The organism is Phyllobacterium sp. LjRoot231, from assembly GCF_964253365.1.
Classification (GTDB): Bacteria; Pseudomonadota; Alphaproteobacteria; order Rhizobiales; family Rhizobiaceae; genus Phyllobacterium.
Genome location: NZ_CAXUQT020000001.1, coordinates 2,389,193 through 2,412,647, shown reverse-complemented (window position 1 = coordinate 2,412,647; position 23,455 = coordinate 2,389,193). Strand labels below are relative to the sequence as shown.

Annotated in this window: 20 protein-coding genes; 8 read left to right on the top strand and 12 right to left on the bottom strand. The window is 57.3% G+C overall.

Features of this window, described 5'->3' with window-relative positions:
• Position 1: 1 nt before the first annotated feature.
• Together ACSQ3H_RS11810 and ACSQ3H_RS11805 are read left to right on the top strand one after the other, a co-directional pair.
• Complete coding sequence (locus ACSQ3H_RS11810; RefSeq protein WP_436117246.1) at positions 2-1,030, top strand: zinc-binding dehydrogenase; 1,029 nt, start codon at positions 2-4, stop codon at positions 1,028-1,030.
• A gap of 9 nt (positions 1,031-1,039) precedes the next feature.
• The gene (locus ACSQ3H_RS11805; RefSeq protein ID WP_436117245.1) at positions 1,040-1,972 is read left to right on the top strand and encodes a lipid A biosynthesis lauroyl acyltransferase; all 933 of its coding nucleotides are present in this window, start codon (positions 1,040-1,042) and stop codon (positions 1,970-1,972) included.
• A gap of 2 nt (positions 1,973-1,974) precedes the next feature.
• On the opposite strand, the gene ACSQ3H_RS11800 is transcribed toward ACSQ3H_RS11805, so the two are convergent.
• The 3 genes from ACSQ3H_RS11800 to ACSQ3H_RS11790 are packed head-to-tail and all read right to left on the bottom strand — an operon-like array spanning position 1,975 to position 6,503.
• Complete coding sequence (locus ACSQ3H_RS11800) at positions 1,975-2,880, bottom strand: dimethyl sulfoxide reductase anchor subunit family protein (RefSeq protein WP_436117244.1); 906 nt, start codon at positions 2,878-2,880, stop codon at positions 1,975-1,977.
• A 3-nt stretch (positions 2,881-2,883) separates the two neighbouring features.
• Positions 2,884-3,651 carry a 4Fe-4S dicluster domain-containing protein gene (locus ACSQ3H_RS11795; protein ID WP_436117243.1) on the bottom strand — a complete coding sequence of 256 codons (768 nt, stop codon included), beginning with the start codon at positions 3,649-3,651 and terminating at the stop codon, positions 2,884-2,886.
• A complete protein-coding gene (locus ACSQ3H_RS11790) occupies positions 3,648-6,503 on the bottom strand; it encodes a molybdopterin oxidoreductase family protein (RefSeq protein WP_436117242.1) in 2,856 nt (951 codons plus the stop codon). Before ACSQ3H_RS11790 ends, ACSQ3H_RS11795 begins: the two co-directional genes overlap by 4 nt.
• A gap of 160 nt (positions 6,504-6,663) precedes the next feature.
• Here ACSQ3H_RS11790 and ACSQ3H_RS11785 point away from each other — a divergent pair, with 160 nt between their 5' ends.
• The 4 genes from ACSQ3H_RS11785 to ACSQ3H_RS11770 are packed head-to-tail and all read left to right on the top strand — an operon-like array spanning position 6,664 to position 11,255.
• Positions 6,664-7,935 carry an acetylornithine deacetylase/succinyl-diaminopimelate desuccinylase family protein gene (locus ACSQ3H_RS11785; RefSeq protein WP_436117241.1) on the top strand — a complete coding sequence of 424 codons (1,272 nt, stop codon included), beginning with the start codon at positions 6,664-6,666 and terminating at the stop codon, positions 7,933-7,935.
• A 26-nt stretch (positions 7,936-7,961) separates the two neighbouring features.
• Positions 7,962-9,443: an ABC transporter substrate-binding protein gene (locus tag ACSQ3H_RS11780; protein WP_436117240.1), complete on the top strand. Its 1,482-nt coding sequence runs from the start codon at positions 7,962-7,964 to the stop codon at positions 9,441-9,443.
• A gap of 28 nt (positions 9,444-9,471) precedes the next feature.
• Positions 9,472-10,419: an ABC transporter permease gene (locus ACSQ3H_RS11775; protein WP_436117239.1), complete on the top strand. Its 948-nt coding sequence runs from the start codon at positions 9,472-9,474 to the stop codon at positions 10,417-10,419.
• Entirely contained in the window at positions 10,416-11,255 is an 840-nt protein-coding gene (locus ACSQ3H_RS11770) for an ABC transporter permease (RefSeq protein ID WP_436117238.1), read from the top strand. Before ACSQ3H_RS11775 ends, ACSQ3H_RS11770 begins: the two co-directional genes overlap by 4 nt.
• A 6-nt stretch (positions 11,256-11,261) precedes the next feature.
• On the opposite strand, the gene cbiB is transcribed toward ACSQ3H_RS11770, so the two are convergent.
• The 4 genes from cbiB to cobA are packed head-to-tail and all read right to left on the bottom strand — an operon-like array spanning position 11,262 to position 15,415.
• Complete coding sequence (gene cbiB, locus ACSQ3H_RS11765) at positions 11,262-12,242, bottom strand: adenosylcobinamide-phosphate synthase CbiB (RefSeq protein ID WP_436117237.1); 981 nt, start codon at positions 12,240-12,242, stop codon at positions 11,262-11,264.
• 28 nt (positions 12,243-12,270) lie between these two features.
• A complete protein-coding gene (gene cobD, locus ACSQ3H_RS11760; RefSeq protein WP_436117236.1) occupies positions 12,271-13,281 on the bottom strand; it encodes a threonine-phosphate decarboxylase CobD in 1,011 nt (336 codons plus the stop codon).
• Positions 13,281-14,579, bottom strand: coding sequence for a cobyrinate a,c-diamide synthase (locus ACSQ3H_RS11755; RefSeq protein ID WP_436117235.1), 1,299 nt, complete (start codon positions 14,577-14,579; stop codon positions 13,281-13,283). The genes cobD and ACSQ3H_RS11755 overlap by 1 nt, the downstream gene beginning before the upstream one ends.
• Positions 14,576-15,415, bottom strand: coding sequence for a uroporphyrinogen-III C-methyltransferase (gene cobA / locus ACSQ3H_RS11750; RefSeq protein WP_436117234.1), 840 nt, complete (start codon positions 15,413-15,415; stop codon positions 14,576-14,578). Before cobA ends, ACSQ3H_RS11755 begins: the two co-directional genes overlap by 4 nt.
• Positions 15,416-15,520: 105 nt before the next feature.
• Between cobA and ACSQ3H_RS11745 the strand changes: the two genes are divergently transcribed.
• The gene (locus tag ACSQ3H_RS11745; protein ID WP_436119422.1) at positions 15,521-16,636 is read left to right on the top strand and encodes a cobalt-precorrin-5B (C(1))-methyltransferase; all 1,116 of its coding nucleotides are present in this window, start codon (positions 15,521-15,523) and stop codon (positions 16,634-16,636) included.
• On the top strand, positions 16,629-17,381 hold the full coding sequence (locus ACSQ3H_RS11740) for a cobalt-precorrin-6A reductase (protein WP_436117233.1): 753 nt from the start codon (positions 16,629-16,631) through the stop codon (positions 17,379-17,381). The genes ACSQ3H_RS11745 and ACSQ3H_RS11740 overlap by 8 nt, the downstream gene beginning before the upstream one ends.
• Here ACSQ3H_RS11740 and cobM read toward each other — a convergent pair.
• From cobM to cobN, 5 genes are all read right to left on the bottom strand, one after another.
• On the bottom strand, positions 17,367-18,128 hold the full coding sequence (cobM, locus tag ACSQ3H_RS11735) for a precorrin-4 C(11)-methyltransferase (protein ID WP_436117232.1): 762 nt from the start codon (positions 18,126-18,128) through the stop codon (positions 17,367-17,369). The genes ACSQ3H_RS11740 and cobM overlap by 15 nt on opposite strands.
• 13 nt (positions 18,129-18,141) lie before the next feature.
• Complete coding sequence (locus tag ACSQ3H_RS11730; RefSeq protein WP_436117231.1) at positions 18,142-18,531, bottom strand: cobalamin biosynthesis protein; 390 nt, start codon at positions 18,529-18,531, stop codon at positions 18,142-18,144.
• Positions 18,531-18,959 carry a TerB family tellurite resistance protein gene (locus ACSQ3H_RS11725; RefSeq protein ID WP_436117230.1) on the bottom strand — a complete coding sequence of 143 codons (429 nt, stop codon included), beginning with the start codon at positions 18,957-18,959 and terminating at the stop codon, positions 18,531-18,533. The genes ACSQ3H_RS11730 and ACSQ3H_RS11725 overlap by 1 nt, the downstream gene beginning before the upstream one ends.
• Positions 18,960-19,052: 93 nt before the next feature.
• A complete protein-coding gene (gene cobO / locus ACSQ3H_RS11720; protein WP_436117229.1) occupies positions 19,053-19,691 on the bottom strand; it encodes a cob(I)yrinic acid a,c-diamide adenosyltransferase in 639 nt (212 codons plus the stop codon).
• 26 nt (positions 19,692-19,717) lie between these two features.
• Entirely contained in the window at positions 19,718-23,449 is a 3,732-nt protein-coding gene (gene cobN, locus ACSQ3H_RS11715; protein WP_436117228.1) for a cobaltochelatase subunit CobN, read from the bottom strand.
• Positions 23,450-23,455: the final 6 nt, after the last annotated feature.

Below are 23,455 nucleotides of genomic sequence, written 5' to 3'. Positions count from 1 at the left end.
TATGCGTGCATTACAGCTGATTGAAGACCGCAAGCTCGAGATCGTCGATATTGCGCCCCCGCCCCCGCCCGGTCCGGGCGAAGTGACGGTCAATATCAAGGCTGTTGCGCTCAACCACATCGACGTCTGGGGCTGGCGGGGCATGGCCTTTGCCAAACGCAAGATGCCGCTGACGATCGGTGCGGAAGCATCCGGTGTCGTCGATGCGATCGGCCAAGGCGTCAGCAATTTGCTGCCTGGTCAATTGGTTTCGATCTATGGCGCGCAGACCTGTGGTCTTTGCCGCCCTTGCCGCGAAGGGCGCGACAATCTCTGCGAGCATGTTTCTGGCGTGCACGGCTTCCATCTGGACGGCTTTGCCCAGGAAAAAGTCAATCTAAAAGCCCGCCTGCTCGTCCCTGCGCCTCCAGGTGTCGATGAAATAGGCGCGGCCGTTGCACCAGTCACGTTCGGAACGGTCGAGCACATGCTGTTCGATAATGCCAAGCTCGAACCGGGAGAAACGATTCTCGTCCATGCCGGTGGTTCCGGCATCGGCTCGGCGGCAATCCAGCTTGCCAAGAAGATCGGTTGCACAGTGATCACTACCGTCGGCTCCGACAACAAGATCGACAAGGCCAAGGCACTTGGCGCCGACCACGTCATCAATTACCGCGAGGACCGCTTCGAGGGCGTCGTGCGCAAGCTGACCAAGAAGAAGGGCGTCGATGTGGTCTTTGAGCATGTCGGCGCCGATACTTGGGCCGGTTCCATGCTATCGCTGCGGCGCGGTGGTCGGCTCGTTACCTGTGGCTCGACATCGGGCGTCTCCACCAGCATGAACCTGATGATGTTGTTCCAGCAGCAGTTGAAACTTCTCGGTTCGTTTGGCTGCCGCATGGAAAACATGGCCGATGCCATGCAGAAGATGGCGCGCGGCCTTGTCCATCCGGTAATCGATACGGAAGTGGGCTTCGACGATATCGATACGGCGTTGAAGCGGATGGAAGGCCGGGACGTCTTTGGCAAGATCATCCTGCGCGTCAACTGAGCGTAATCAATGAATCTTAAGCTGAAGCTTGCTCTGTTTCGCTGGAGCCAGAAGTTGAAGAAATTCAACTACTGGCTGTCGGCTTTTGTCATTTTCGGTATCCTCAAAGTGCTCCGTTTGCTGCCCGCAAAGGCGGCCATGGATTTTACCGATGCGGCAGCACGTAAAATTGGCCCTCTGATGGGACGTCATCGCGTGGCGATGATCAATTTGCGCAAGGCCTATCCGGAAAAACCGGAAGAGGAACTGCAGCGGATCGCCCGTGATATGTGGGGCAACATGGCACGGCTTACTGCCGAATATGTCTTTCTGGACGCAATCTTCGACTATGATCCGCACAGCGACACGCCCGGACTGATCGAGGTTCAGGGTCGCGAAATATTCGAACGCATACGCGACGAGAAGGATCGGCCGCATATATTCTTCACAGGTCATACCGGCAATTTCGAGCTGCTGCCGATCTGTGCGGCAACGTTTGACCTGAATGTGACCGCCCTCTTCCGCCCGCCGAATAATCCATATGTTGCCAAGAAAATTCTCGGGGCGCGCCGCACCAACATGGGGCATCTGGTCCCGTCGAAGGCCGGCGCCGCGTGGTCGCTCGCGACCGTCCTCAACAATAACGGCAATGTCGGCATGCTGGTCGATCAAAAATTCAAACGCGGCATCGCTTCGACCTTCTTCAATCGCCCGTGCAAAACCAATCCGCTTCTCGCGAAACTCGCGCGTCAATACGATTGCGACGTTTATCCGGCGCGCTGTGTGCGTCTGCCCGGTGGGCGGTTCCGGCTGGAGCTTGAGGAGAAGATGGAACTGCCGCAGGACGAAAAAGGTGCAGTTGATCTGGCTGCAACCGCTCAGGCGTTGAACGATAAGGTCGAGGCCTGGGTACGCGAATACCCCGGCCAATGGATGTGGTTCCACAAGCGCTGGAACAGCTAGTCTCAGTAGTAATTCATGACCGCATGTTTGGCTTCGGCGAAGAACAGCCAGCGCTCGACAAAAATCCCCAGCAAATGCGCGATGACGCCGAGAATGAGCGCGATCTGCGCGGCCAGCCCACCCCCGATCGCTAGAACCAGCAATAGCGCCAGGATGGGCAGGATCGCTCCGAAAACAAAGGCGATTACCCAAAGCTTCGCCGCATGTTTTCGGGCAACACGAAAACCCATTTCGCGCGTCAGGTAGTTGTCGAGCGCATGCGGCCGCTCGAACAGCCGTACATTGCCGATAAAACCCAAACCTGTTGCGCTCTCAGGCGTCGAAATCGGTACGAGTCTCGCGGCGCGTTTGCGCCAGACCATCTTCACAATCAACGCCAACAGCACAAACAGCAGCGCCAAAAACTCTACGATCAGGCCATTTCCGCCCGCGAAAGCGCTTGCCAGCAAAAATCCACCGGCCAGCGAAAACAACACGAAACACAGCGGCGTCAGGTTCGTATGCCATGAGTCCACTGTCTTGAGCGACGCGTAGATCATCGACGTGCAATAGACTGTCACCAGCGCACCGAGAACGGTGATAATCCCCAAAATCGCATCATGTTTGTTGGCAAAGACCGCCAGCACTTCACTTAACGTCAGCGGGACAAATGTTGCGATTGCCATGACCCCTTCGCGCGACAACCAACTGGAGCGCCATTGGCTCAAGGCGCGCCATGCACGTTGCGGATTGCCGAGATGCAAAAGCGATGCTGTCAGTCCGATGCTGATCAATGCCAGCGATGTGAAATAGGCAAGCTTGGTCGATAGCAGTGACGGGTCGAGAAAACCTACGCCCAGCACAATCGCAAGTCCGTAACCCAGACCTGACAGCGTCGTGAAGACAATGATAGAATACGCTGGATGCATGTACTAAATCCGGTCCAGCGTCTTGTCGAGCCAAGCGAAAAATCCGCGCGCGTCTTCGGTATTCTCGGCAAGCGGAATGATCGGCGCGCTATCGCTTAAGGACGTGCGGGGCCGCGGCGGGAGATATTTGTTGGTGGGCCGTGTTCCCTGCTCTGGCATGAGATCGAAACCACCGCGCTCGGCCACCATGATCGACACATCGGAATTCGGATCGCCGAGATCGCCATAGTGCCGCGCATTGACCGGACAGGTCCTGACACAGGAGGGCACGCGGTCTTCCTGCTTCAATGTCTCGTTGTAAACGCGGTCGACACACAGCGTGCATTTCTTCATCACACCGGCCGCCAGATCCATCTCCCGAGCACCATAAGCGCAGGCCCACGCGCAAAGTCCGCAGCCTATGCACTTGTCTTCATCCACCAGTACGATGCCATCCTCGGCACGTTTGTATGAGGCACCGGTGGGACAGACCGTGACGCAGGGCGCATCCTCGCAATGCAGGCAGGATTTGGGGAAGTGTACCACGCGTGCGTCGCCGGCTTCGCCGATGATCTGCCCGCCTTCCGGAACGACCTCGAAACTGTGAATGCGATTGAGGAAAGTGCCTGAGACATCCCCGCCATAGGGATGCTGGTCCGACAGCGCACTGCCATAGCCGCCGGTATTCCACTCCTTGCAACTGATTACACAGGCATGACAGCCCACACAGACATCGAGGTCGATGACCAGGCCAAGCTTTTTCGACGTGCGATTTTGCGGCAGGCTGGTCATTTTGGCGCCCACTCCTGCCCATAGCGTAGTTCATCGACTGACTGTTGCTGGCTGCCGGGCCGCTTGATCGTACCGAAATGCGGCTCGCTGATCTCCGCACCCGCCTCAGCCCTCTCAATACGCACGCGCAAATCGTACCAGGCTGCCTGCCCGGTGATCGGATCGGAATTCGACCAGCGCATCCCATCGGCCTTTGGCGGCAGCAGTTCATGGATGAGGTGGTTCAGCAGAAAACCCTTGGTCGCTTCCGGCGCATTCGGATCGAGCGCCCAAGCACCCTTGCGCTTGCCGATGGCATTCCATGTCCACATGGTTTTGCCGTTCACAGCATCGGTCCGCGCGATTTCGCATTTGATACGTCCGTGATGGGAAATAATCCACGCCCAATCGCCATCCTTCAGCCCAAGCTCATCGCAAATCGCGCCCGGAACATAGAGCGGGTTTTTCGTATGTATCTGCCGCAGCCACGCATTCTGCGAGCCCCAGGAGTGATACATCGCCATCGGCCTCTGGGTGATCGCATGATAGGGGAACTCTGCGATATCGACGCCCTGTTCTTCAAAGGGACGGTACCAGTCCGGCAACGGGTCGAAACAATCGAACAGGCGTTGCCTGTATTGTTGAGGAGCGACAGGCTGTCGGATACCGAGCGCCGATAGGCGGAACTTCTGCAGTGTTTCGACATAAAGCTGAATCGTAACCGGCTGAGGTGCATCAAAAAAGCCCATATCGATGGCGAACTGTTGGTACGCCGCATTGTGGTGCTTGAAATACAACGCCTCTTCAGGAATGTGTTTCATCCAGAATGCGCCGTGATCGATATAGTTCTTCAACTGGTCTTGGTTGGGGGCCCCCCTGCCCTCATCACCAGCATCCTCGCCGCGCCACCCAGACAGCGGACCAATACCAGGCTTGCGCTGATGGTTGACGATATAGTCGGCATAGTCTTTGTACAGCGCCACGCCTTTTTCATCTACAAAACCCGGTAGCTTCAAGCGAGCGCCGAGGTCAATCAGCACCGACTGGAAACCGCGCACATCGCGATCCGGCTTCAGCACCGGCCAGCGAATCGCATCGCAGGCAGCATCCGGTTCGGAGATCGGCCGGTCGAGCAGAGAAATACAATCGTGACGCTCCAGATAGGTCGTATCCGGCAGGACGAGATCGGCATAGGCCACCATTTCCGATGAATAGGCGTCCGAATAGATGATCTTCGGGATTTTATATTCGCCTGTCGCCTCGTCGCGCTCCTCCAGCATCTTGATCGTGCCGCGGGTGTTCATCGACGAGTTCCACGCCATGTTCGCCATGTAGAGGAACAGCACATCGACCGGATAGGGATCGCCCGCGCAGGCATTGGCGATCACCATGTGCATCATGCCGTGGGCGGAAAGCGGCGCTTCCCAAGAGAACGCCTTGTCGATGCGCTGCGGCTTGCCTTCGCTATCAACCAGCAGATCTTCAGGTCCGAGGGGATAGCCGAGATGCGGCCCCGCCAGCGGGTGGCCGGGCTTCACATGTTCCGCCTTGCCGTGCGGTCTGGGGTGGGCTGTAACGGGCTTCGGATATGGCGGTTTGTAGCGATAGCCGCCGGGGCAATCGATGGAGCCAATGATCGTCTGTAGTACATGCAGGGCGCGCGCAGATTGGAAGCCGTTGGAATGAGCGGAGATGCCGCGCATGGCATGAAAACTCACGGGCCGGCCGATCATCACCTCGTGCTGTTCGCCCTTCATGTCGGTCCATGGTTGTTCGACGATAATCTCTTCTTCGAAAGCCACGCGGGCGATTTCCGAAGCCAGTCCACGAATTGTGGCCGCCGCGATCCCCGTTTCCGCCGCGACTGCTTCCGGGGTATATTTCGGATCGAGATATTTTTCAGCCATCAAGTGCAAGACACTGCGAACTTTCCGGCCATCCTCTGTAACGAAATCAGCATTGAGATCAGCGACGTGTCCCGGCTCGTCAAACCGCACCAGCGCGCCGGACTTGCGGTCGCGCACCAGTGCCTTGCCGAGATCGTCGCGCAGAAACAGGCCATGATCGTCCGTACCCTCATCATCGATGACCAGCCATGGCGCATTGGTGTAACGCTGAAGGTAATCGAGATCGATCTTGCCGGTACGGAAGAGCTCGTGAATGACGGCAAGGATAAGCAAGCCGTCGGTGCCCGGCCTGATCCCGATCCAGTTATCGGCAACGGCGGAATAGCCAGTTCGGACCGGATTGACCGACACAAAACGCGCGCCGCGCTTTTTCAGCTTGGAGATGCCTATCTTGATCGGATTGGAGTCATGATCCTCCGCCACGCCGAACAGCACGAACAGTTTGGTCTTGTCCCAGTCCGGCGCGCCGAACTCCCAGAACGCGCCACCGATCGTATAGATACCTGCCGCGGCCATATTGACCGAGCAGAAGCCGCCATGAGCGGCATAGTTCGGGGTGCCGAAATTTTGCGCCCAGAAACTGGTCAGCGCCTGGCTCTGATCACGGCCGGTGAAGAAAGCCAATTTTTGTGGAGCGGTCTCGCGCACGGGTTGCAGCCAATCGACAGCCAACGACAAGGCTTCTTCCCAGCTGATCTCCTTGAATTCGCCCGAACCGCGTGGTCCTGTCCGCAACAATGGCGCTCGCAGCCGTGCCGGCGAATAATGTTGCATGATCCCGGCGGAACCCTTCGCACAGAGAACACCTTTGTTGATAGGATGATCGCGATTGCCTTCGATATAGCGGATTTTGCCGTCTTTCAGATGGACATCGATGCCGCAACGGCAGGCGCACATATAGCAGGTGGTTTTGCGGACTTCATCACCAACCGGCTCCGACAAAGCAAGGATTGGTTCTGAATTCATTCTTCGAAGGCCCCGTTGATTACATGCATTACGAATGGTTTTATAAGAACAATTCCAAACCACCAAACACACAAACGACATCCCTCGAGGAAAAAGCCATTCGCGATTGGCAAGAACTTGCCTCTTGCCAAATCGGGACATCGGCTGATTTGATGGGCGAATGGATGAAAAGCTATCCCGCGCTGTCGAAAAACGCCGTGACGACCTGATCGCGCTGACGCGTGAACTCATTCGTTTTCCAACGATAAATCCCCCCGGTGAGGCCTATACACCTTGCGCCGAATATCTCGCGAAGCGGTTGCAGAAAATCGGCTTCGAGACCCAGTTGATTCGCGGCGAAGGTACGCCCGGCGATACGGACCGCTACCCGCGCACCAATGTCGTCGCCCGTTTCGATGGTCGCACCCATGGACAGACCGTCCATTTCAATTCGCATATCGATGTGGTGGATACCGGCGAAGGCTGGACCGTCGATCCATTCGAAGGCGTAGTCAAAGATGGCAAGATCTACGGTCGCGGCGCCTGCGACATGAAAGGCGGGCTTGCATCCTCCATCATCGCGGCGGAAGCTTTTTTAGAGGTCTATCCGGATTTTTCCGGTGCCATTGAAATATCCGGCACGGTTGACGAGGAATCCGGTGGTTTTGGTGGCGTTGCCTATCTCGCCAGCAAGGGCTTCTTCTCAAAGCCGCGTGTCGATCACGTTATCATCCCCGAACCACTTAACAAGGACCGCATCTGCCTTGGTCATCGCGGCGTCTGGTGGGCGGAGATCGAGACCAAGGGCGAAATCGCTCACGGCTCGATGCCGTTTCTTGGTGATTGCGCCGTCCGGCATATGGGCGCGGTGCTCGACGCCTTCGAGAAGGAGTTGTTTCCGGCTCTCGACAAGAAAGTGACGCGCATGCCCGTCGTTCCGGAGGGCGCGCGCCGGTCGACGATGAACATCAATTCTATCCATGGAGGCCAGACCGATGACTATTCCGGGCTACCCTCGCCCAATGTGCCTGATTCCTGCCGGTTGACGATCGATCGGCGTTTCCTGCTGGAGGAGGATATTGCCGAGGTGAAGCGCGAGGTCATTTCGATCCTCGACAGGCTGCAGTGGGAGCGGCCGAAATTTCACTACAACATCCGCGACATCATGGAAGTGCAGCCGCTGATGACCGAACGCGATGCACCGGTCGTGACTGCGGTCGCCGAGGGAATCCGGTCTGTCTTCGGCAGGGAACCAGACTATGTGATTTCGCCCGGCACTTACGACCAAAAGCACATCGCGCGCATCGGGCTGTTACATGACTGTATCGCATACGGGCCCGGCATACTCGACCTAGCGCATCGACCGGATGAGTATGTCGGCATCGAGGATATGATCGAGTCGGCCAAGGTCATGGCGCTCGGTTTGAAAGTGTTACTGACGGGATCAGCCTAAACGGCAAAGTGTTGGGGAGTCATCGAATGCAGTTCTGGAAGTCAGCCGTCGCCGGCGTGGCAATCGCACTATTTTCCTACACTACATCTTACGCCGCAAAGACCGGCCTGGTGCTCGGCATCGTGCTGGAGCCACCGCACCTCGATCCGACAGCCGGCGCAGCGGCGGCAATCGACGAGATCGTCTATGCCAACATCTTTGAGGGCCTGACACGGATTGGTCCCAAGGGCGACGTTCTCCCCGCGCTCGCCGAAAGCTGGACGCAATCGGACGACGGCAAGGTCTACACATTCAAGCTGCATAAGGACGTTAAATTCCACGACGGCACGTCGTTCGACGCTGATGACGTCAAGTTTTCGCTCGATCGCGCTCGCGGCGACAAATCCACCAACGCGCAAAAGGGTCTGTTCGCCGCAATCGATACAGTTGATGTGATCGATCCCCTGACGGTCAAGGTCACCTTGAAGCAACCAAGCGGCGATTTCCTCTACAATATGGGTTGGGGAGATGCCGTAATCGTGGCGCCCGAGAGTTCCGAGACCAACAAGGAAAAGCCGATCGGGACCGGGCCCTTCAAGTTCGATAGCTGGGCCAAAGGATCGCAAATCGTCATCACCAAAAATCCGGACTATTGGGGCGCGCCAGCCTCGTTAGAAAAGGCCACTTTCCGTGTCATTCCTGATCCCGCAGCGGCAACGGCCGCACTTATGGCCGGCGATGTGCAAGCTTTTCCGGTTTTCCCAAGCTACGAGACCATTCCGCAATTCCAAGCCGATCCGCGTTTCAAGGTGGTCATCGGCACGACCGAGGGCGAAACGGTCCTTGGATTCAACAACAGGAAGCCACCCTTCGATAATCTAAAGGTGCGCCAGGCCATTGCCCACGCCATTGATCGCAAGGCACTGATCGACGGCGCGATGTTCGGACTGGGAACGCCGATCGGCTCGTTCTTTCCGCCGCACCATCCCGCCTACCTCGATCTCACATCCGAGACTGCTTATGACCCAGAACTTTCGAAGAAACTTCTGGCGGAGGCCGGTCATCCTGACGGATTCAAGACAACGCTGAAACTTCCGCCGCCTACCTACGCCCGGCGCGGCGGTGAAATCATCGCGGCCGAACTGCGCGAAATCGGTATCGAAGCTAAAATCATTCCGGTTGAATGGGCGCAGTGGCTTGATCAAGTTTTCAAGAACAAAGACTACGACATGACGATCGTCTCACACACCGAGCCGAATGACCTCAACATTTTTGCCCGCGACGACTACTACTTCAATTATGACAATGCCGCCTTCAAGGACGTGATCAAGCTGATAGACGCAACCTCTGATGGATCCAAGCGTATCGAACTCTACCGGCAAGCCCAGAAAATCCTGGCAACCGATGTACCTGCAGCTTTTCTTTTCCAGCTGCCGAAAACCGGTATCTGGGATTCGAAGGTCGAAGGGCTTTGGGAAAACGGGCCCATTCAGGCCAATGATCTTACTGCTGTGAAGTGGGCAGACTGATGATCACCGGGCACGGCATGGCCACCCTATGCTGAGCTATGCCGCAAAGCGCATATCGATCGGCATCCTCACGTTGCTGGCTGCATCCATCGTCGTTTTCGCTGTGCTTGAAGTCGTGCCCGGCGATCCGGCACGACTGATGCTGGGGATGAATGCCACAGAGGACGCCGTTCGTACTCTGCAAGAGCAGATGGGGCTCAATCAACCGCTGATTATACGTTATTTCAGTTGGCTCGGCGGACTGCTTGGTGGGGACTTGGGCAAGTCCTATACATATTCGGTTCCCGTCTTTGATCTCATCAAGGAGCGTGTTGCCGTTTCATTGCCGCTCGCCGTGATTTCCCTGGCGCTGTCCGCCTTGATCGCCATTCCGGTCGGACTGTTTTCCGCATCGCGGCGTGGTAAGCCCTCCGATGCGGCAACGATGGTTGTTGCACAGGTGGGTGTCGCTATTCCGAATTTCTGGTTCGCCTTGCTCTTGGTCTATGTTTTCGCCGTAACGCTGCGGCTTGTTCCGGCCGGTGGCTTCCCCGGCTGGAGCGCAGGAGTGGGTCTCAGCTTGAAATCATTGATCCTGCCATCGATTGCACTCGCCTTGCCGCAAGCGGCGATCCTTGCCCGCGTTACCCGTTCCGCCTTGCTGGATGTACTCGGCGAGGATTACATTCGCACGGCCCGAGCCAAGGGGCTCAGCGGGCGTCAAGTATTATACCGCCATGCCTTGCGCAATGCTCTCATTCCAGTCTTGACAATTCTAGGCTTGCAGTTCGCCTTCCTGCTCGCGGGTACAATCATCATTGAGAACGTCTTCTACCTGCCAGGCCTCGGTCGTTTGGTGTTCCAGGCAATCACCCAGCGCGACCTGATCGTGGTCGAAGGCGTAGTGATGCTGCTTGTCGCTACCGTAATCCTTGTCAATCTGCTGGTCGATCTTTCCTACGCCATCGTCGATCCTCGTCTGCGGAGCCGTCCATGAACGCTGCGTGGCAAGAGAATATCGGGAAAGCGCTTGCGAACAGATCGTTTGTCATCGGCCTGACTATCACAGGCGTTATCGCGCTGATGGCGTTGATATCCTTCATCTGGACACCTTACGCGGTCGGTGCATTCGATATTGCTGGCAAGTTGAAACCACCGTCCTCTGCACATTGGCTCGGCACCGATCATTTTGGCCGCGACATTCTTTCGATGATCATGGTCGGCAGCCGCAATTCCATCGCTGTGGCCTTCGTTTCGGTAGCGATCGGCGCAGGTATCGGCGTTCCGCTTGGGCTTTGGGGCGCAGCCAGTGGCAGCGTCGTCGACGAGGTACTGATGCGTTTCAACGACCTGATCTTCGCTTTTCCAGCGCTCCTCTCCGCGGTGATGATCACCGCAGTCTTTGACCCCGGCACGATCAACGCAATTATTGCCATCGGTATCTTCAATATTCCGGTTTTTGCCCGCGTTGCCCGTGCCGCAGCATTATCGCTTTGGCCACGGGAATTTGTCATTGCAGCAAGCGCTATCGGTAAGGGGTCGGCGCGTATCACGCTCGACCACATTTTACCCAATATGGCGCCCCTGCTTATCGTGCAGGGAACGATCCAGTTTTCGCTCGGTATTCTCGCCGAAGCGGGTCTTTCCTATGTTGGGCTTGGTTCTCAACCTCCCATGCCAAGTTGGGGGCGCATGCTTTTCGAAGCCCAGACGATGATCAGCATAGCACCACACATGGCGCTGTTTCCCGGCCTCGCCATCGTCATCACCGTTCTCGGGCTTAATTTGCTCGGCGATGGTTTGCGCGACGTGCTTGACCCAAAATTTCAATGAAGGAGACTAAAAAAGCAGTCCGATCAGGAAGAGTACCAGGATCGCGGCTGTGAAAATTCCGGTCGTAACACTGAAGATATTGAGCGCATCTTCGATGTTTTCGGCTCCGGCATCGCGGCGCCCTGCCCCGTTCAGCATCGGCTCGTTGGCTACCACGCCACCATAGATGCGCGGCCCTGCAAGCGCCACTTCGATAGCGCCGGCCATCGCCGCTTCAGGCCAACCCGCATTGGGCGAGCGATGCAGCCGCGCATCACGCATCATCACATTGAATGATCGAAGCGCCGCATCATACCCGTGTACGATCCAAGCTGCTGCCGAGATCAGAAGGCCCGTCAATCTTGCAGGTATCCAGTTGGCGACGTCATCGAATTTGGCCGCGAACCGGCCAAAATCACGGTATCGATCGTTCATATGTCCGATCATCGAATCTGCCGTATTCAGCATCTTGTAGGCAAAAAGCCCGGGAAGCCCGAGCAAAGCAAACCAGAATGCTGGCGCAATGATGCCATCGGAGGTATTTTCGGCAAGACTTTCGATGGCCGCACGGCTGACGGCCGCGTCATCCAGCACTTCCGGATCGCGCCCGACAATCATCGAGACAGCACGCCGGGCGCCGACGATACCCTCTTCGCGCAAGGCTACTGCGACACGCTCGACATGGTCGCCCAAGCTTTTTTGCGCCAGAAATACCGCGACAATCAGCGCTTCGATCAAACCGCCAAACGGCTCAATTGTCCGCAGCGCGAGATGCACAAGCAAGCCAATGACCGCTGAGAGCACCAGCAAACCCAGCATGACGAGGAAACCATCACGCCGTCTTTCATCATCCGAATCGCTAACCTTGTTGAACTGTTTGTCAGCAAATTCGATCGCCTTGCCAAATAGAACCACAGGATGGGGAATCTTCCGCCACAACCCGTCCGGGTCACCGAAAGTGCGATCGGCGAGCAAGGCAAGAAACAGAATCAAGAGATTGATTTCCATGGATGATTCGATCCTCTTGAATCAAATATCAACTTTGCGCGATGTCCAAGGCAATACCGAGACGGTGCTGCAATCGCTCAGCTGCATTTTCATCCAATGGCAGACCAAAACGCAACCACTGTGGCGCATAGTCAAATTTTCTGGTCAAAACATGTTCTTTGCATAGCGCTTCGTGAAGCAGATAAGCCTGCCTGAACTCTATCAGCGAAAACAACATCGTCCCACCAGTCTCGGCAAGACCTGCCTCAGCCAGAACAATTGTTAGCAATTCGCGACGGGACCTCAACCGCGCTAAATAGTCCGCGAGGCGGTTCGTATCGCAGAACGCGTGGGTTGCGATAATCAGCGCGGGACCCGATACCGCCCAAGGGCCAAGCCGGTGCTTGAGCGCCTGTGCAATATCTCGCGTCGTCAGCGCAAAGCCCAAACGCAGCCCCCCAAGACCGAAGAATTTGCCGAAGGATTTGAGAACAATCAGCCCACTCATACCTGCTTGGGCTGCGACGCTCGCCTCAGGATGCGGATCGGCAAAAGCTTCGTCAACAATGAGAGTTCCGCCCCTGCTATCCATTCGCTTAGCGAGTTCAAGCAACGGTTCCCTTGGGATAATCCGCCCGTCCGGGTTGTTCGGATTGACGATAACCACAACCTTTGCAGAGGGCGGAATCTCGTCGATGCTTGCACAGTTCGAAATCAGCCAGCCGGCGTTAAGGAAAGACGCCCTGTGCTCCTGATAGGTCGGACCGACGATCACCACTTCGCCCTTGCTCATCACATCTGGCAATATCTGGATCAGCGACTGTGTGCCGGGCGCTGCAACAATTCCAGCCTCACTCCCCGCACCATAATATTCTCGGGCCGCGTTAAGGGTTGACGTGAGCAGTTTCTCGTCCGGCAAGCGATTCCAGATTTCAAGACCAATCGGCGGCAGCGGAAATACTTCCGGATTGATACCGGTCGAAAGATCGATCCAGTCGCCTGGTGTTCCACCAAAGCGTTCCATGGCACGATCGAGCGCGCCTCCATGTTCAATCTGCATTATCCCGCCAAATCAATTAGGTGCATGTAGGAGCCGCAGACCGGTCCGACGCGCAGCCCGGCTTCGCCCAAATCTTCGCCCAAGGCGTCACGGACGCGGAAGAGCCGCGCGGCATTTCCCTCCCGGACGATACTGGCATAGTGGAATTCATGACCGGTCATGGCTGCCTGAAAGGGCGAAGCTGGAAGCGGCTCGATGCGTCGATATCCGAGATGCATCTTGCGTTTCGCAAAACTGGTCTCGACCGGCAAAAGTCCGAGCATTTGGTGAGTTGCGCCCATCGCATCCTCAATGCTTTCCCCGAGCACCATGTATCCCCCGCATTCGCCATAGATAGGGACACCCCTGGCCGCGGCGTTCTTGATGCCAGAAGCAAAGTTAACCGCTTGTGCGAGGCGTCCAGCATGAAGCTCTGGATAACCCCCGGGCAAATAGATTGCATCGCTGTCCCCAGTCGGCGCTTCATCCGCAAGGGGCGAAAAGTAACTTATATTGGCACCGCGCCGCCGCCAACCGTCCAACAGATGCCAGTAGGAAAAAGCAAACGCGTTATCGCGAGCGACCGCTATCCTTTGGCCAAGAGGCGGAATGCGAGCGACATTGGCCATGGATTCCGTGGAACCATACCGGCCAGCGATTTGTTGAATGCGCTTCAGATCAATCTTCTCACCGATGAGCGAACCGGCATGGTCAATAAAGGCTTCAAGATCAAGATGCTCGCCCGCCTGAACGAGACCGAGATGCCGTTCCGGCAATTGCAGTCTCTCGTCGCGAGGCAATGAACCAAGGATCGGTATGCCGATGGGATCCAGCGCCGACCGCAACATGGCCTCATGTCTCGGACTGCCGACCCGATTGAGGATTAGGCCCGCGATCATTACGTTGCGGCGAAAATCACGGAAGCCGCTAACAAGCGCAGCGATCGAATGCGATTGCCGCGCGCAATCCAAAACGAGAATGACCGGGAGCGACAGATGCGTCGCCAGGTCCGCGGCGGAACCGCCGCCATCAGCAGCACCGTCGAACAGGCCCATCATGCCTTCGACGACAAGCATCTTACCGCCTTCAGTATGACGGGCGGCAAGCGCGCTTATGAGGTCTGGCCGCATAGCCCAGGGATCGAGATTGACGCAAGGAATACCACTCGCCACCATATGATAGGCGGGATCGATGTAATCGGGACCCGCCTTTGCCGGTGCAATCTCCACCCCGAGATTGCGCAGTGCACGCAAAAGTCCCAGAGTGACGGTCGTCTTGCCACTACCCGAGGATGGAGCGGCGATCAGTACGCCTTTCATCCCGCATCCTTTTCCTTGCGGGTTCCGAGCGGGTCCTGCGTGAGCACCCGGCCCTCCGACGCACCGAGCCAGTCGAGAGCGGCGCGCAGACGTACAACTTGCCCTACAACAACGATGGCGGGCGGCCGCAGACCCGACTGCTGGACATCAACGTCGGCATTCTCCAGCGTCGTCTCCAGCACCTGCTGCTCGCCCGTTGTAGCATTGCAGACAAAGGCCATCGGTTCATCTTTCGAACGGCCCGCTGCAATCAGCCGCGAAGCGATCAAACCGATATGCTTCATTGCCATATACATGACGATGACCGAAGACCCCTTGGCGATACTGCTCCAGTCCATCGAATCGGGAATAAGACCGGTGGCATCGTGCCCGGTCAGAAAGGTTACACTCTGATTCGTTTCGCGGTGGGTGACAGGTATACCCGCATAGGCAAGACCACCGATCCCGGCGGTAATGCCGGGAACAATGCGGAATGGCACATTATGTTCGACCAGCGTCAGTGCTTCTTCGCCGCCTCTCCCGAATACAAAAGGATCGCCACCCTTCAATCGCAGCACACGCTTGCCCGACCGCGCCAACTCAACAAGGCGCAACGAGATATCACGCTGTTGTGGCGATGGTTTGCCGCCACGTTTGCCAGCAAATTCAAGTGTCGCTGCCGGACCGGCAAACGACAAGCAATCCTCGTTAACCAGCGCGTCATAGACAACCACATCCGCCTGTTCGAGTGCATTGACCGCGTGCAGCGTCAAAAGGCCAGGGTCGCCCGGTCCTGCCCCGACGAGCCAGACATGTCCCGCTTCAAACTTTGGCAATTTCAGTTTCATTGCGCCCATCGCTCAACCCCGATCTTTTGCGCATAGCACAATTTTTCTGACCGCAAGCATGAACTTATCGGAAAAATCATGCAACGGGTGCAGAAGCTGGTCTATAAGACGCACATGAGCGACGAACCTGATGCAGGACAGCGGAAACCCGACGAGACGAGCGAACGGCCTTTGCGCCGGGGCTGGACCACTGGCGCCTGCGCCACCGCAGCAACAAAGGCTGCCCTGATCGGCCTGATCACTGGGGAATTCCCCGATCCGGTGGCAATTATCCTGCCTAAGGGTGAAGTTCCGCACTTCCAGCTGGCGATCGAATCGATCGGCGATAGTTACGCCATGGCAGGTATTGTCAAAGATGCCGGTGATGATCCCGATGTCACGCATGGTGCCACGATAATCTCGACGGTGTTTCCAGCGCCGCCCGGAAGCGGCATCCAGTTTGTTGCAGGCGAAGGCGTCGGCACGGTCACCCTGCCCGGTCTTCCCATCTCGCCTGGAGAACCCGCTATCAATCCCGTACCGCGCGAAATGATGACCCGGATTTGCGAGGAAATCTGCGCGCAATATGATCTTCCGGCAGATCTCGTCATCACGATCTCTGTGCCTGAGGGCGAAGAGTTGGCCAAGAAAACCTGGAACCCGCGTCTTGGTATTGTTGGCGGCATCTCCATCCTCGGCACCACGGGCATTGTCCATCCCTTTTCGTGCGCGGCTTGGATACACTCCATCCACCGCGGCATTGACGTGTCACGTGCGGCAGGCCTCAAGCATGTTCTCGCCGCAACCGGCTCCACCTCCGAGGATGCGGCGCAAGCCATTTATCACCTGCCGGAGATTGCGCTTCTTGACATGGGTGATTTTGCCGGCGGACTGTTGAAATATCTGCGGGTCCATCCCATCGACCGGCTGACCATCGCCGGCGGCTTCGCCAAGCTGACCAAACTGGCTCAAGGCGCACTTGATCTTCACTCAGGACGCAGCCAGGTCAGCATGACTTTTCTTGCCGATGAAGCGGAAAAACTAGGGCTCGATCCAAATGTAAGAGAGCGGATTCTGAATGCCAACACCGCGCAGGAAGTGCTTGAATTGACACAATCTCTGGGAGTTGATCTCGCCGGTCCCATAGCCGCAAAGGCCAAGAAAACAGCTCTTGCCACACTCAAGGGCGCGCCGGTCGAAGTAGAGGTCATCGTTACCGATCGCAAGGGTACAGTTCTTTCCCGTGTCTAATGGTCCGATTCTCATTCTCGGTGGCACTGCCGAAGCCTCAAAACTCGCAGCCCGGCTTGTGGTGCAAGGCCATCGCGTGATCTCATCTCTGGCAGGGCGCACGCGCGATCCGGCAAAGCTTGAGGGCGAAGTGCGCATCGGCGGCTTCGGCGGCGCAAGAGGGCTCATTGGTTACATCGTACGCGAGAATGTATCGCTGCTTATCGACGCTACCCACCCATTCGCAACCCAGATATCGGATAACGCCCTCCTTGCGGTGGCTTCGACCAATATTCCGTTCGTCCGGCTGGAACGCCCGGTGTGGCACCCGAAGCCGGGCGACAACTGGACAAGTGTCACATCACTCGAACGGGCAGTTTCGGCCATTCCGGCAAAGGCACGCGTGCTGCTCGCGCTTGGACGGCAACACATCGCACCATTTTCCCGCCGTGGTGACGTGCATTTCGTCGTGCGTATGATAGATCCGCCGGAAATACCTCTCGATCTCATCGATTTCGAGCTGGAGCTGTCAAAGCCCGGCAAGGTCGAAGATGAGGCCGCCTTTCTGACGAAGAAGCGCCTGACCCATATCGTTTGTCGCAACTCCGGCGGCTCTGCATCCTACACAAAGATCAGGGCCGCCCGCGACCTCGGCCTGCCCGTCATCATGATCGACCGGCCACACCGTCCCGACACAAACACCCTGCCGGATATCGAAAGTGTCAGTCATTTCATCGACACAACTTTCGGTTCACTCCGAACGTGAGCGCAGCGTATGGCTGTGATCCTTGTGATAAAGGGCGGAGTCACGGAACGTATCTGCCACCAAACCGCGTCCGACAAAAATCATCGCCGAGCGGCTCAAACCTGAGGCTTTCACCTTGCTGGCAATATCGGCAAGCGTTCCGTGAATAAATTGTTCGTCCGGCCACCCCACGCGATAAGCAACGATTACAGGACAATCAGTGCCATAGAGCGGGGTAAGTTCGGTTTCGATACGAGCCAGATTGCGAATCGACAGGTGGATAACCAACGTCGCTCCCGATTTCCCCAGCGTTGCGAGGTCCTCCCCGTCCGGCATCGCCGATGACTTCATCGAGGTGCGCGTCAGGATGATGGTCTGGCATACTTCCGGAACCGTCAGTTCCTTTTTCAAGGCAGCAGCGGCGGCTGCGAATGCCGGAACGCCCGGCGTCACATCATAATCGATGCCTAAGGCATCAAGGCGGCGCATTTGCTCTGCTACCGCGCCGTATATCGACGGATCGCCGGAGTGAACCCGCGCCACATCCTTGCCTTCCGCATCGGCCCGTTCGAACTCCGCAATGATCTCGTCGAGTGTGAGTGATGATGTATCAACCACCCGTGCGCCTTTGGGCACTTCCGCGACCATTTCTGGCGGAACCAGTGATCCTGCGTACAGGCAGACCGGGCAGGACTGGATAAGCTTCAATCCGCGCACAGTGATGAGGTCAGGTGCGCCGGGGCCTGCGCCGATAAAATGGACTGTCATTGTTTGAACCCGTTTATCTCTTCACCGCAAGCGCCGCAGTGGCATGAGCAGTTTTTGTCTTTCCGATCACCAGTACGCCGTCTGAACCCACGGCCGCAAGTGCGGCGGCTTCGGCCACACCGTGACATCCTGTCAGGGCAAAAACGCGCTCCGACGGGTTGAGCAGCCGCTGTGTCTGCTCTTCCAACACGGCAGCACTGAAATAACTGACAGGAACGTCCAATTGCTGCGACACGTAGGCAAGAGCGGGTTCTCGGCGGCGCAGATCAATCGAATAAGCACCGGTCAAATCAGCCGCGCCAATCCCGGCTTCTTCCAGTACTTTCCGGGCAAGCTCCAACAATTCTTGTGGCTTGCATCCTCGCTCACAACCCAACCCAAGTGCATAAAGTGGCTGCGCCATCAGTGCTTCTTGTGCAGTTCTTCCGGCGTCACTCCCAAAAGATCGGCCGTCTTGCGGATCAGATTGGCTTCCTTGGCGTCCAGTTCATCGTCGGCATTCGCAATCGCCAAAAGATGGCGCAGCAGTAACACTTTGCGTTCAAATGGCACGTCAGCAAAGGCGAGCGCTGCCTGTGTGCTCGTTGTTTCATAGCCGAAATCCTTGAGATATTCAGCGACTTCTCCGAACTCCTCAGATGAAATGCCGAAATCGTTGGAAGCGATACGCAGAATCGCGGCGTATTCCTTCTTTTCGGTCTTGCCGTCTGCCAGTGCGACATGCAGCAGCAATAAAAGCTCTGCTGTCAGCACCGGATCATCGGCGACCTTCTGCACTGCACTTTTCGTACCCAGGAACGCCGTGATCCGATCAAAAATGCTTTCGCTCATTTTACCCCCAAATTGTCTGTACTGATTGATTGCAGTACAGACAGTCGAATTCAAGTAGCGAAACGCCTCAGGTCGATATGCGCATCCATACAACTAGAATTCGATGCCCTTCTGGGCCTTTATCCCCGAGCGGAAGGGATGCTTGATCATTTCCATCTCGGTGACAAGGTCGGCAAACTCGATGAGCTCATCCTTGGCGTTCCGGCCAGTGATGATCACATGTTTCATGTGCGGCTTCTGCTTCAAGACCTCGATGATTTCTTCAACCGGCAGATAGTCGTAGCGCAAGGCGATATTCAGCTCGTCGCACAGTACGAGTTCTGTTTCGTCGTCGAGGATCATCGCCTTCGCCTGCTCCCAGGCATTGCGCGCCATGGCGATGTCACGCGCCCGGTCCTGTGTTTCCCAGGTGAACCCTTCGCCCATTGCGGAGATCGTGACCTGCTCGGGAAATTTTTCCAGAACCCAGCGCTCACCCGTGTCCCACGAGCCCTTGACGAACTGCACCACACCGATCTTCATGCCGTGACCCAACGCCCGAAATACGATGCCAAAACCAGCCGTGGATTTGCCTTTTCCCTTACCGGTATTAATGATCACCAGGCCTTTTTCGTCGGTCTTGGTCGCCAGGATCTTGTCGCGCACCGCCTTCTTTTTGCGCATTTTGTCAGCATGGCGCTCATTGATTTCCGCTTCGGTCAGGTTTTGCAATTTCTGTGATTTTTCAGCCATTTGGCCTCTCCTCCCGAATCCTATTCTTAAGCAGCAAGTCTGCTGAGTTCGTATCGCGCCGAGTTGGAACGCGGCGTCCAGAAGCCGCGCGTCACCGCCTCTTCCAGTTTTTCCGCGATATCACGCAAAGCGTGTGGGTTCTTTTCACGCAGGAACACCCGCACGTCTTCATCCACCAGAAATGCCTGATAGACGGCTTCGAAATGATGGTTGCCAACAGCGCCGGTCGTGGCAGCAAAGGCAAAAAGATAGTCGACCGTCGCCGCCATTTCGAATGCGCCCTTGTAGCCGTGGCGCATGACGCCAGCGATCCACTTAGGATTGGTCACACGGCCGCGCACCGTACGGGCGATCTCTTCCTCCAGCGTGCGGATGACCGGCTTTTCCGGACGCGAATGATCGTTGTGATAAATGGCTGGCCGCTCGCCGGACACCAGTTCCACCGCCGCCGACATGCCCCCTTCGAACTGATAGTAATCGTCAGAATCGAGAAGGTCGTGCTCGCGATTGTCCTGATTCTGGACAACTGCATTGACCGTGCGCAATCGCTCTTCAAGCAAGCCTCGCTCCGCCTTGCCTTCTTCGCCGGCGCCATAGGCATAGCCGCCCCAAACGAGCCACGCCTCAGCGAGATCGTCGCGCTTGGCCCAATCTTGTCCGTCCATCAACGCCTGCAGCCCGGCACCGTAAGCACCCGGCTTGGAACCGAACACGCGGAATCCTGCGCGCTGCCTGGCCAGTTTTTCATCGATACCGTCCGCAACAAGCCGCTTCTGTTCATTGCGCATGCGCGCAGCGATGGGATTATCCTGCAAATCCTCATCAAGTGCACCAACCGCTCGCACGGCGGTGTCGAATAACGCGATCTGGTCCGGAAACGCATCACGGAAGAACCCGGATATCCGCAAAGTTACATCGACGCGCGGTCGGCCAAGCAATACAGGTGGGATGATCTCGTAACCGGTGACGCGACGTGAAGCCATATCCCATACCGGCTTGACGCCGATCAACGCCAGCGCTTGGGCGATATCATCGCCGCCGGTGCGCATATTGGACGTACCCCAAGCGGTGAGACCAAACGAGGTCGGCCATTCGCCATGATCCTGCGTATAGCGGCGGATCAAAAGCTCGGCGGATTTCTGACCCAGCTCCCAAGCAGCGGGTGTTGGCACAGCACGGGTATCGACGGAAAAGAAATTACGTCCGGTCGGCAGCACATCTGGCCTGCCGCGCGTCGGCGCTCCGGAAGGTCCGGGCGCAACAAACCGTCCATCGAGCGCCGTCAGCAAGGCGGTCATCTCGGCATCGCCGCAGGCAGCCACGGCAGGATGCAAATCACTGCGGATGCCATCAAGGACTGCGGCTGTCGCGGCCCAAGTCGAGGGGCACTCGACTTTCCCGGACACCAAGTTCGCAGCCAGAAGCTCAACACGTTCCACTGTATCGCCAGCGATACGCCACGGATCATCTGAAACGGCCTGCAATATCTCGGGACGCGCGGCATTCCACGGAGCAGCCATATCGCAATCGAGTGGATCAAAGCCGTCAAGTCCGAGATCAAGCACAATCGCACGCTGCAAGCTTTGATCGGCACCGTGGCCGGACCCACGCGGCACACGGGCCAACGCTACGACGAGATCCGTCAGGAGGCGCCCTTGCGGCGACCGACCAAAGATATGCAGCCCGTCGCGAATCTGCATTTCCTTCAGATCGCAAAGATAGGCATCGAGCTTTTGCAAGGCGAGATCGTCCGGGTCATGATCGTGAATGCCCGCATCGCTGTCCAGCCCAATGTCTCGCACCAGATCGAGTATCTGGACTTTCAACCGCACGAGACGGCGGGGATCGACGCCAGATGCCTCGTAATATTCATCGACCAGCGCTTCTAGATCCTTCAGCGGACCATAGCTCTCGGCGCGCGTCAGCGGCGGCGTTAGATGATCGATGATGACAGCGGACGAGCGGCGCTTGGCCTGCGTACCCTCGCCCGGATCATTAACGATGAACGGGTAGATATGCGGGATGGGCCCAAGCACCGCTTCCGGGTAGCACATCTCAGACAGGGCAAGCGACTTGCCCGGCAGCCACTCGAGATTGCCATGCTTGCCGACATGGACGATAGCGTGCGCGCCATAGACTTCACGCAAATAGGCGTAGAACGCCAGATAGCCGTGCGGCGGCACGAGATCCGGCGAATGATATGTTTCCTTGGGATCGATATTGTAGCCGCGTGCCGGCTGGATGCCGACCAGCGTTTCCCCAAAACGGGCAAGCGGCAGCGCAAACATTTGCTCCAGCTTCATGAAGTAGGGATCGGCCTCAGGGTCGCCCCAGCGCGCGCTAATCGCCTGCTGAATCGACTTCGGAAGCGACTGGAAGAAGCTGTTGTATTGATTCAAGGAAATGGTTTCGCGAATTTCCCGTCCATCACTCGCCGCATTGGTTGGCCCGGCCATCAAATGGTTGATTAGCGCCTCACCATCGGCCGGAATATCGGCAACCGGATAGCCCCGCTCGCGCATTGTGTTCAGCACATGCCACGAGCCGGCGGGCGTATCGAGCCCGACGCCGTTGCCAAGCCGGCCATCGCGGTTCGGATAGTTGGCCATGATCAGCGCAACGCGGCGCGCACCGGGCTTCGTCGCCCGCAACCGCGCCCAGTTTGCCGCCAGTGCTGCAACGAATTCAACCCGATCGGGCTGCGGTTCGTGCGTGACGATATCGGCTTCGACCGCCTCGTCATAGACCTGGGCCGATTTGAACGAAACCGCGCGAGAGAGCACTCGCCCATCGACTTCCGGCAGCGCCACGTTCATGGCGAGATCGCGGGCCGAGAGTCCCTGATCCGAATTGCGCCATTGCTCGACGTTCGATCCGGAAAAGATCACCTGCAGCACTGTCGCGCCATCATGTTCAAGCACGGTTGGCTTGCGGGCAGCACCTGGTGCGGACACGGCAAACCCCGTCGCATTGAGCACAACAGCAGGCGGCGCCTCGCTGAAAATGGCCTCCAGTGTCGCCACTGACACCTGGTCTTTCAGGCTCGATACAAATACCGGCAACGGGTTCAGTCCCTTTGCCTTCAGCGCCTCGACCAACGCTTCTACCGGCTGGGTCTGCCCGCTTTGCACCAGCGCCCGGTAAAAGCAGATCGCGACCACCGACGCATTTTCCCGCCAGTGCCCCCGCATTTCAGTAAGCGACGGCGCTGAGCTGCCCGGCCACCACAATCCAGCCTTCAACAAGGGCGCCGCTTCCTGCGGTTTATCCCTGTTACTGATCAGCGCTGCACAATAGTCGAGAAAGCGCTGCGCATTCTGCGCTCCACCCTCAAGTAGGTAGTGCCAGAGTGCATCGCGATCCTGCCGTGAAATGGTGGAAAACCGGTCGAGCCCCGGATCCGGCTTGTCGTCGCCCGGAAGAACGGCGAGCTGAACGTTGTGATTGACTGCGCAGGCATGCAACGCTTCGAGCCCGTACGGCCAATAGCTCTCGCCACCGATAATCCGCACGATGATAAGCTTTGCATGACGCGCCGTACGCTCGACATAGGCATCGACCGACATGGGATGCGACAGCGCCATCATGTTGGCGAGGCGCAGCGACACCGCGCCATCGCCCTGCTGCCGTGCTGAGGCTAGACTCGCGAGTTCGGTATCAGCGGCAGAGAGAAACAGCACATCTCCCGGCGTCTGGCCGAGATCAATCGCCTCGGTGCCTTCGGCTATCGTGCCTTTCTGGGCAAGCAGGAGGTGCATTCAGTA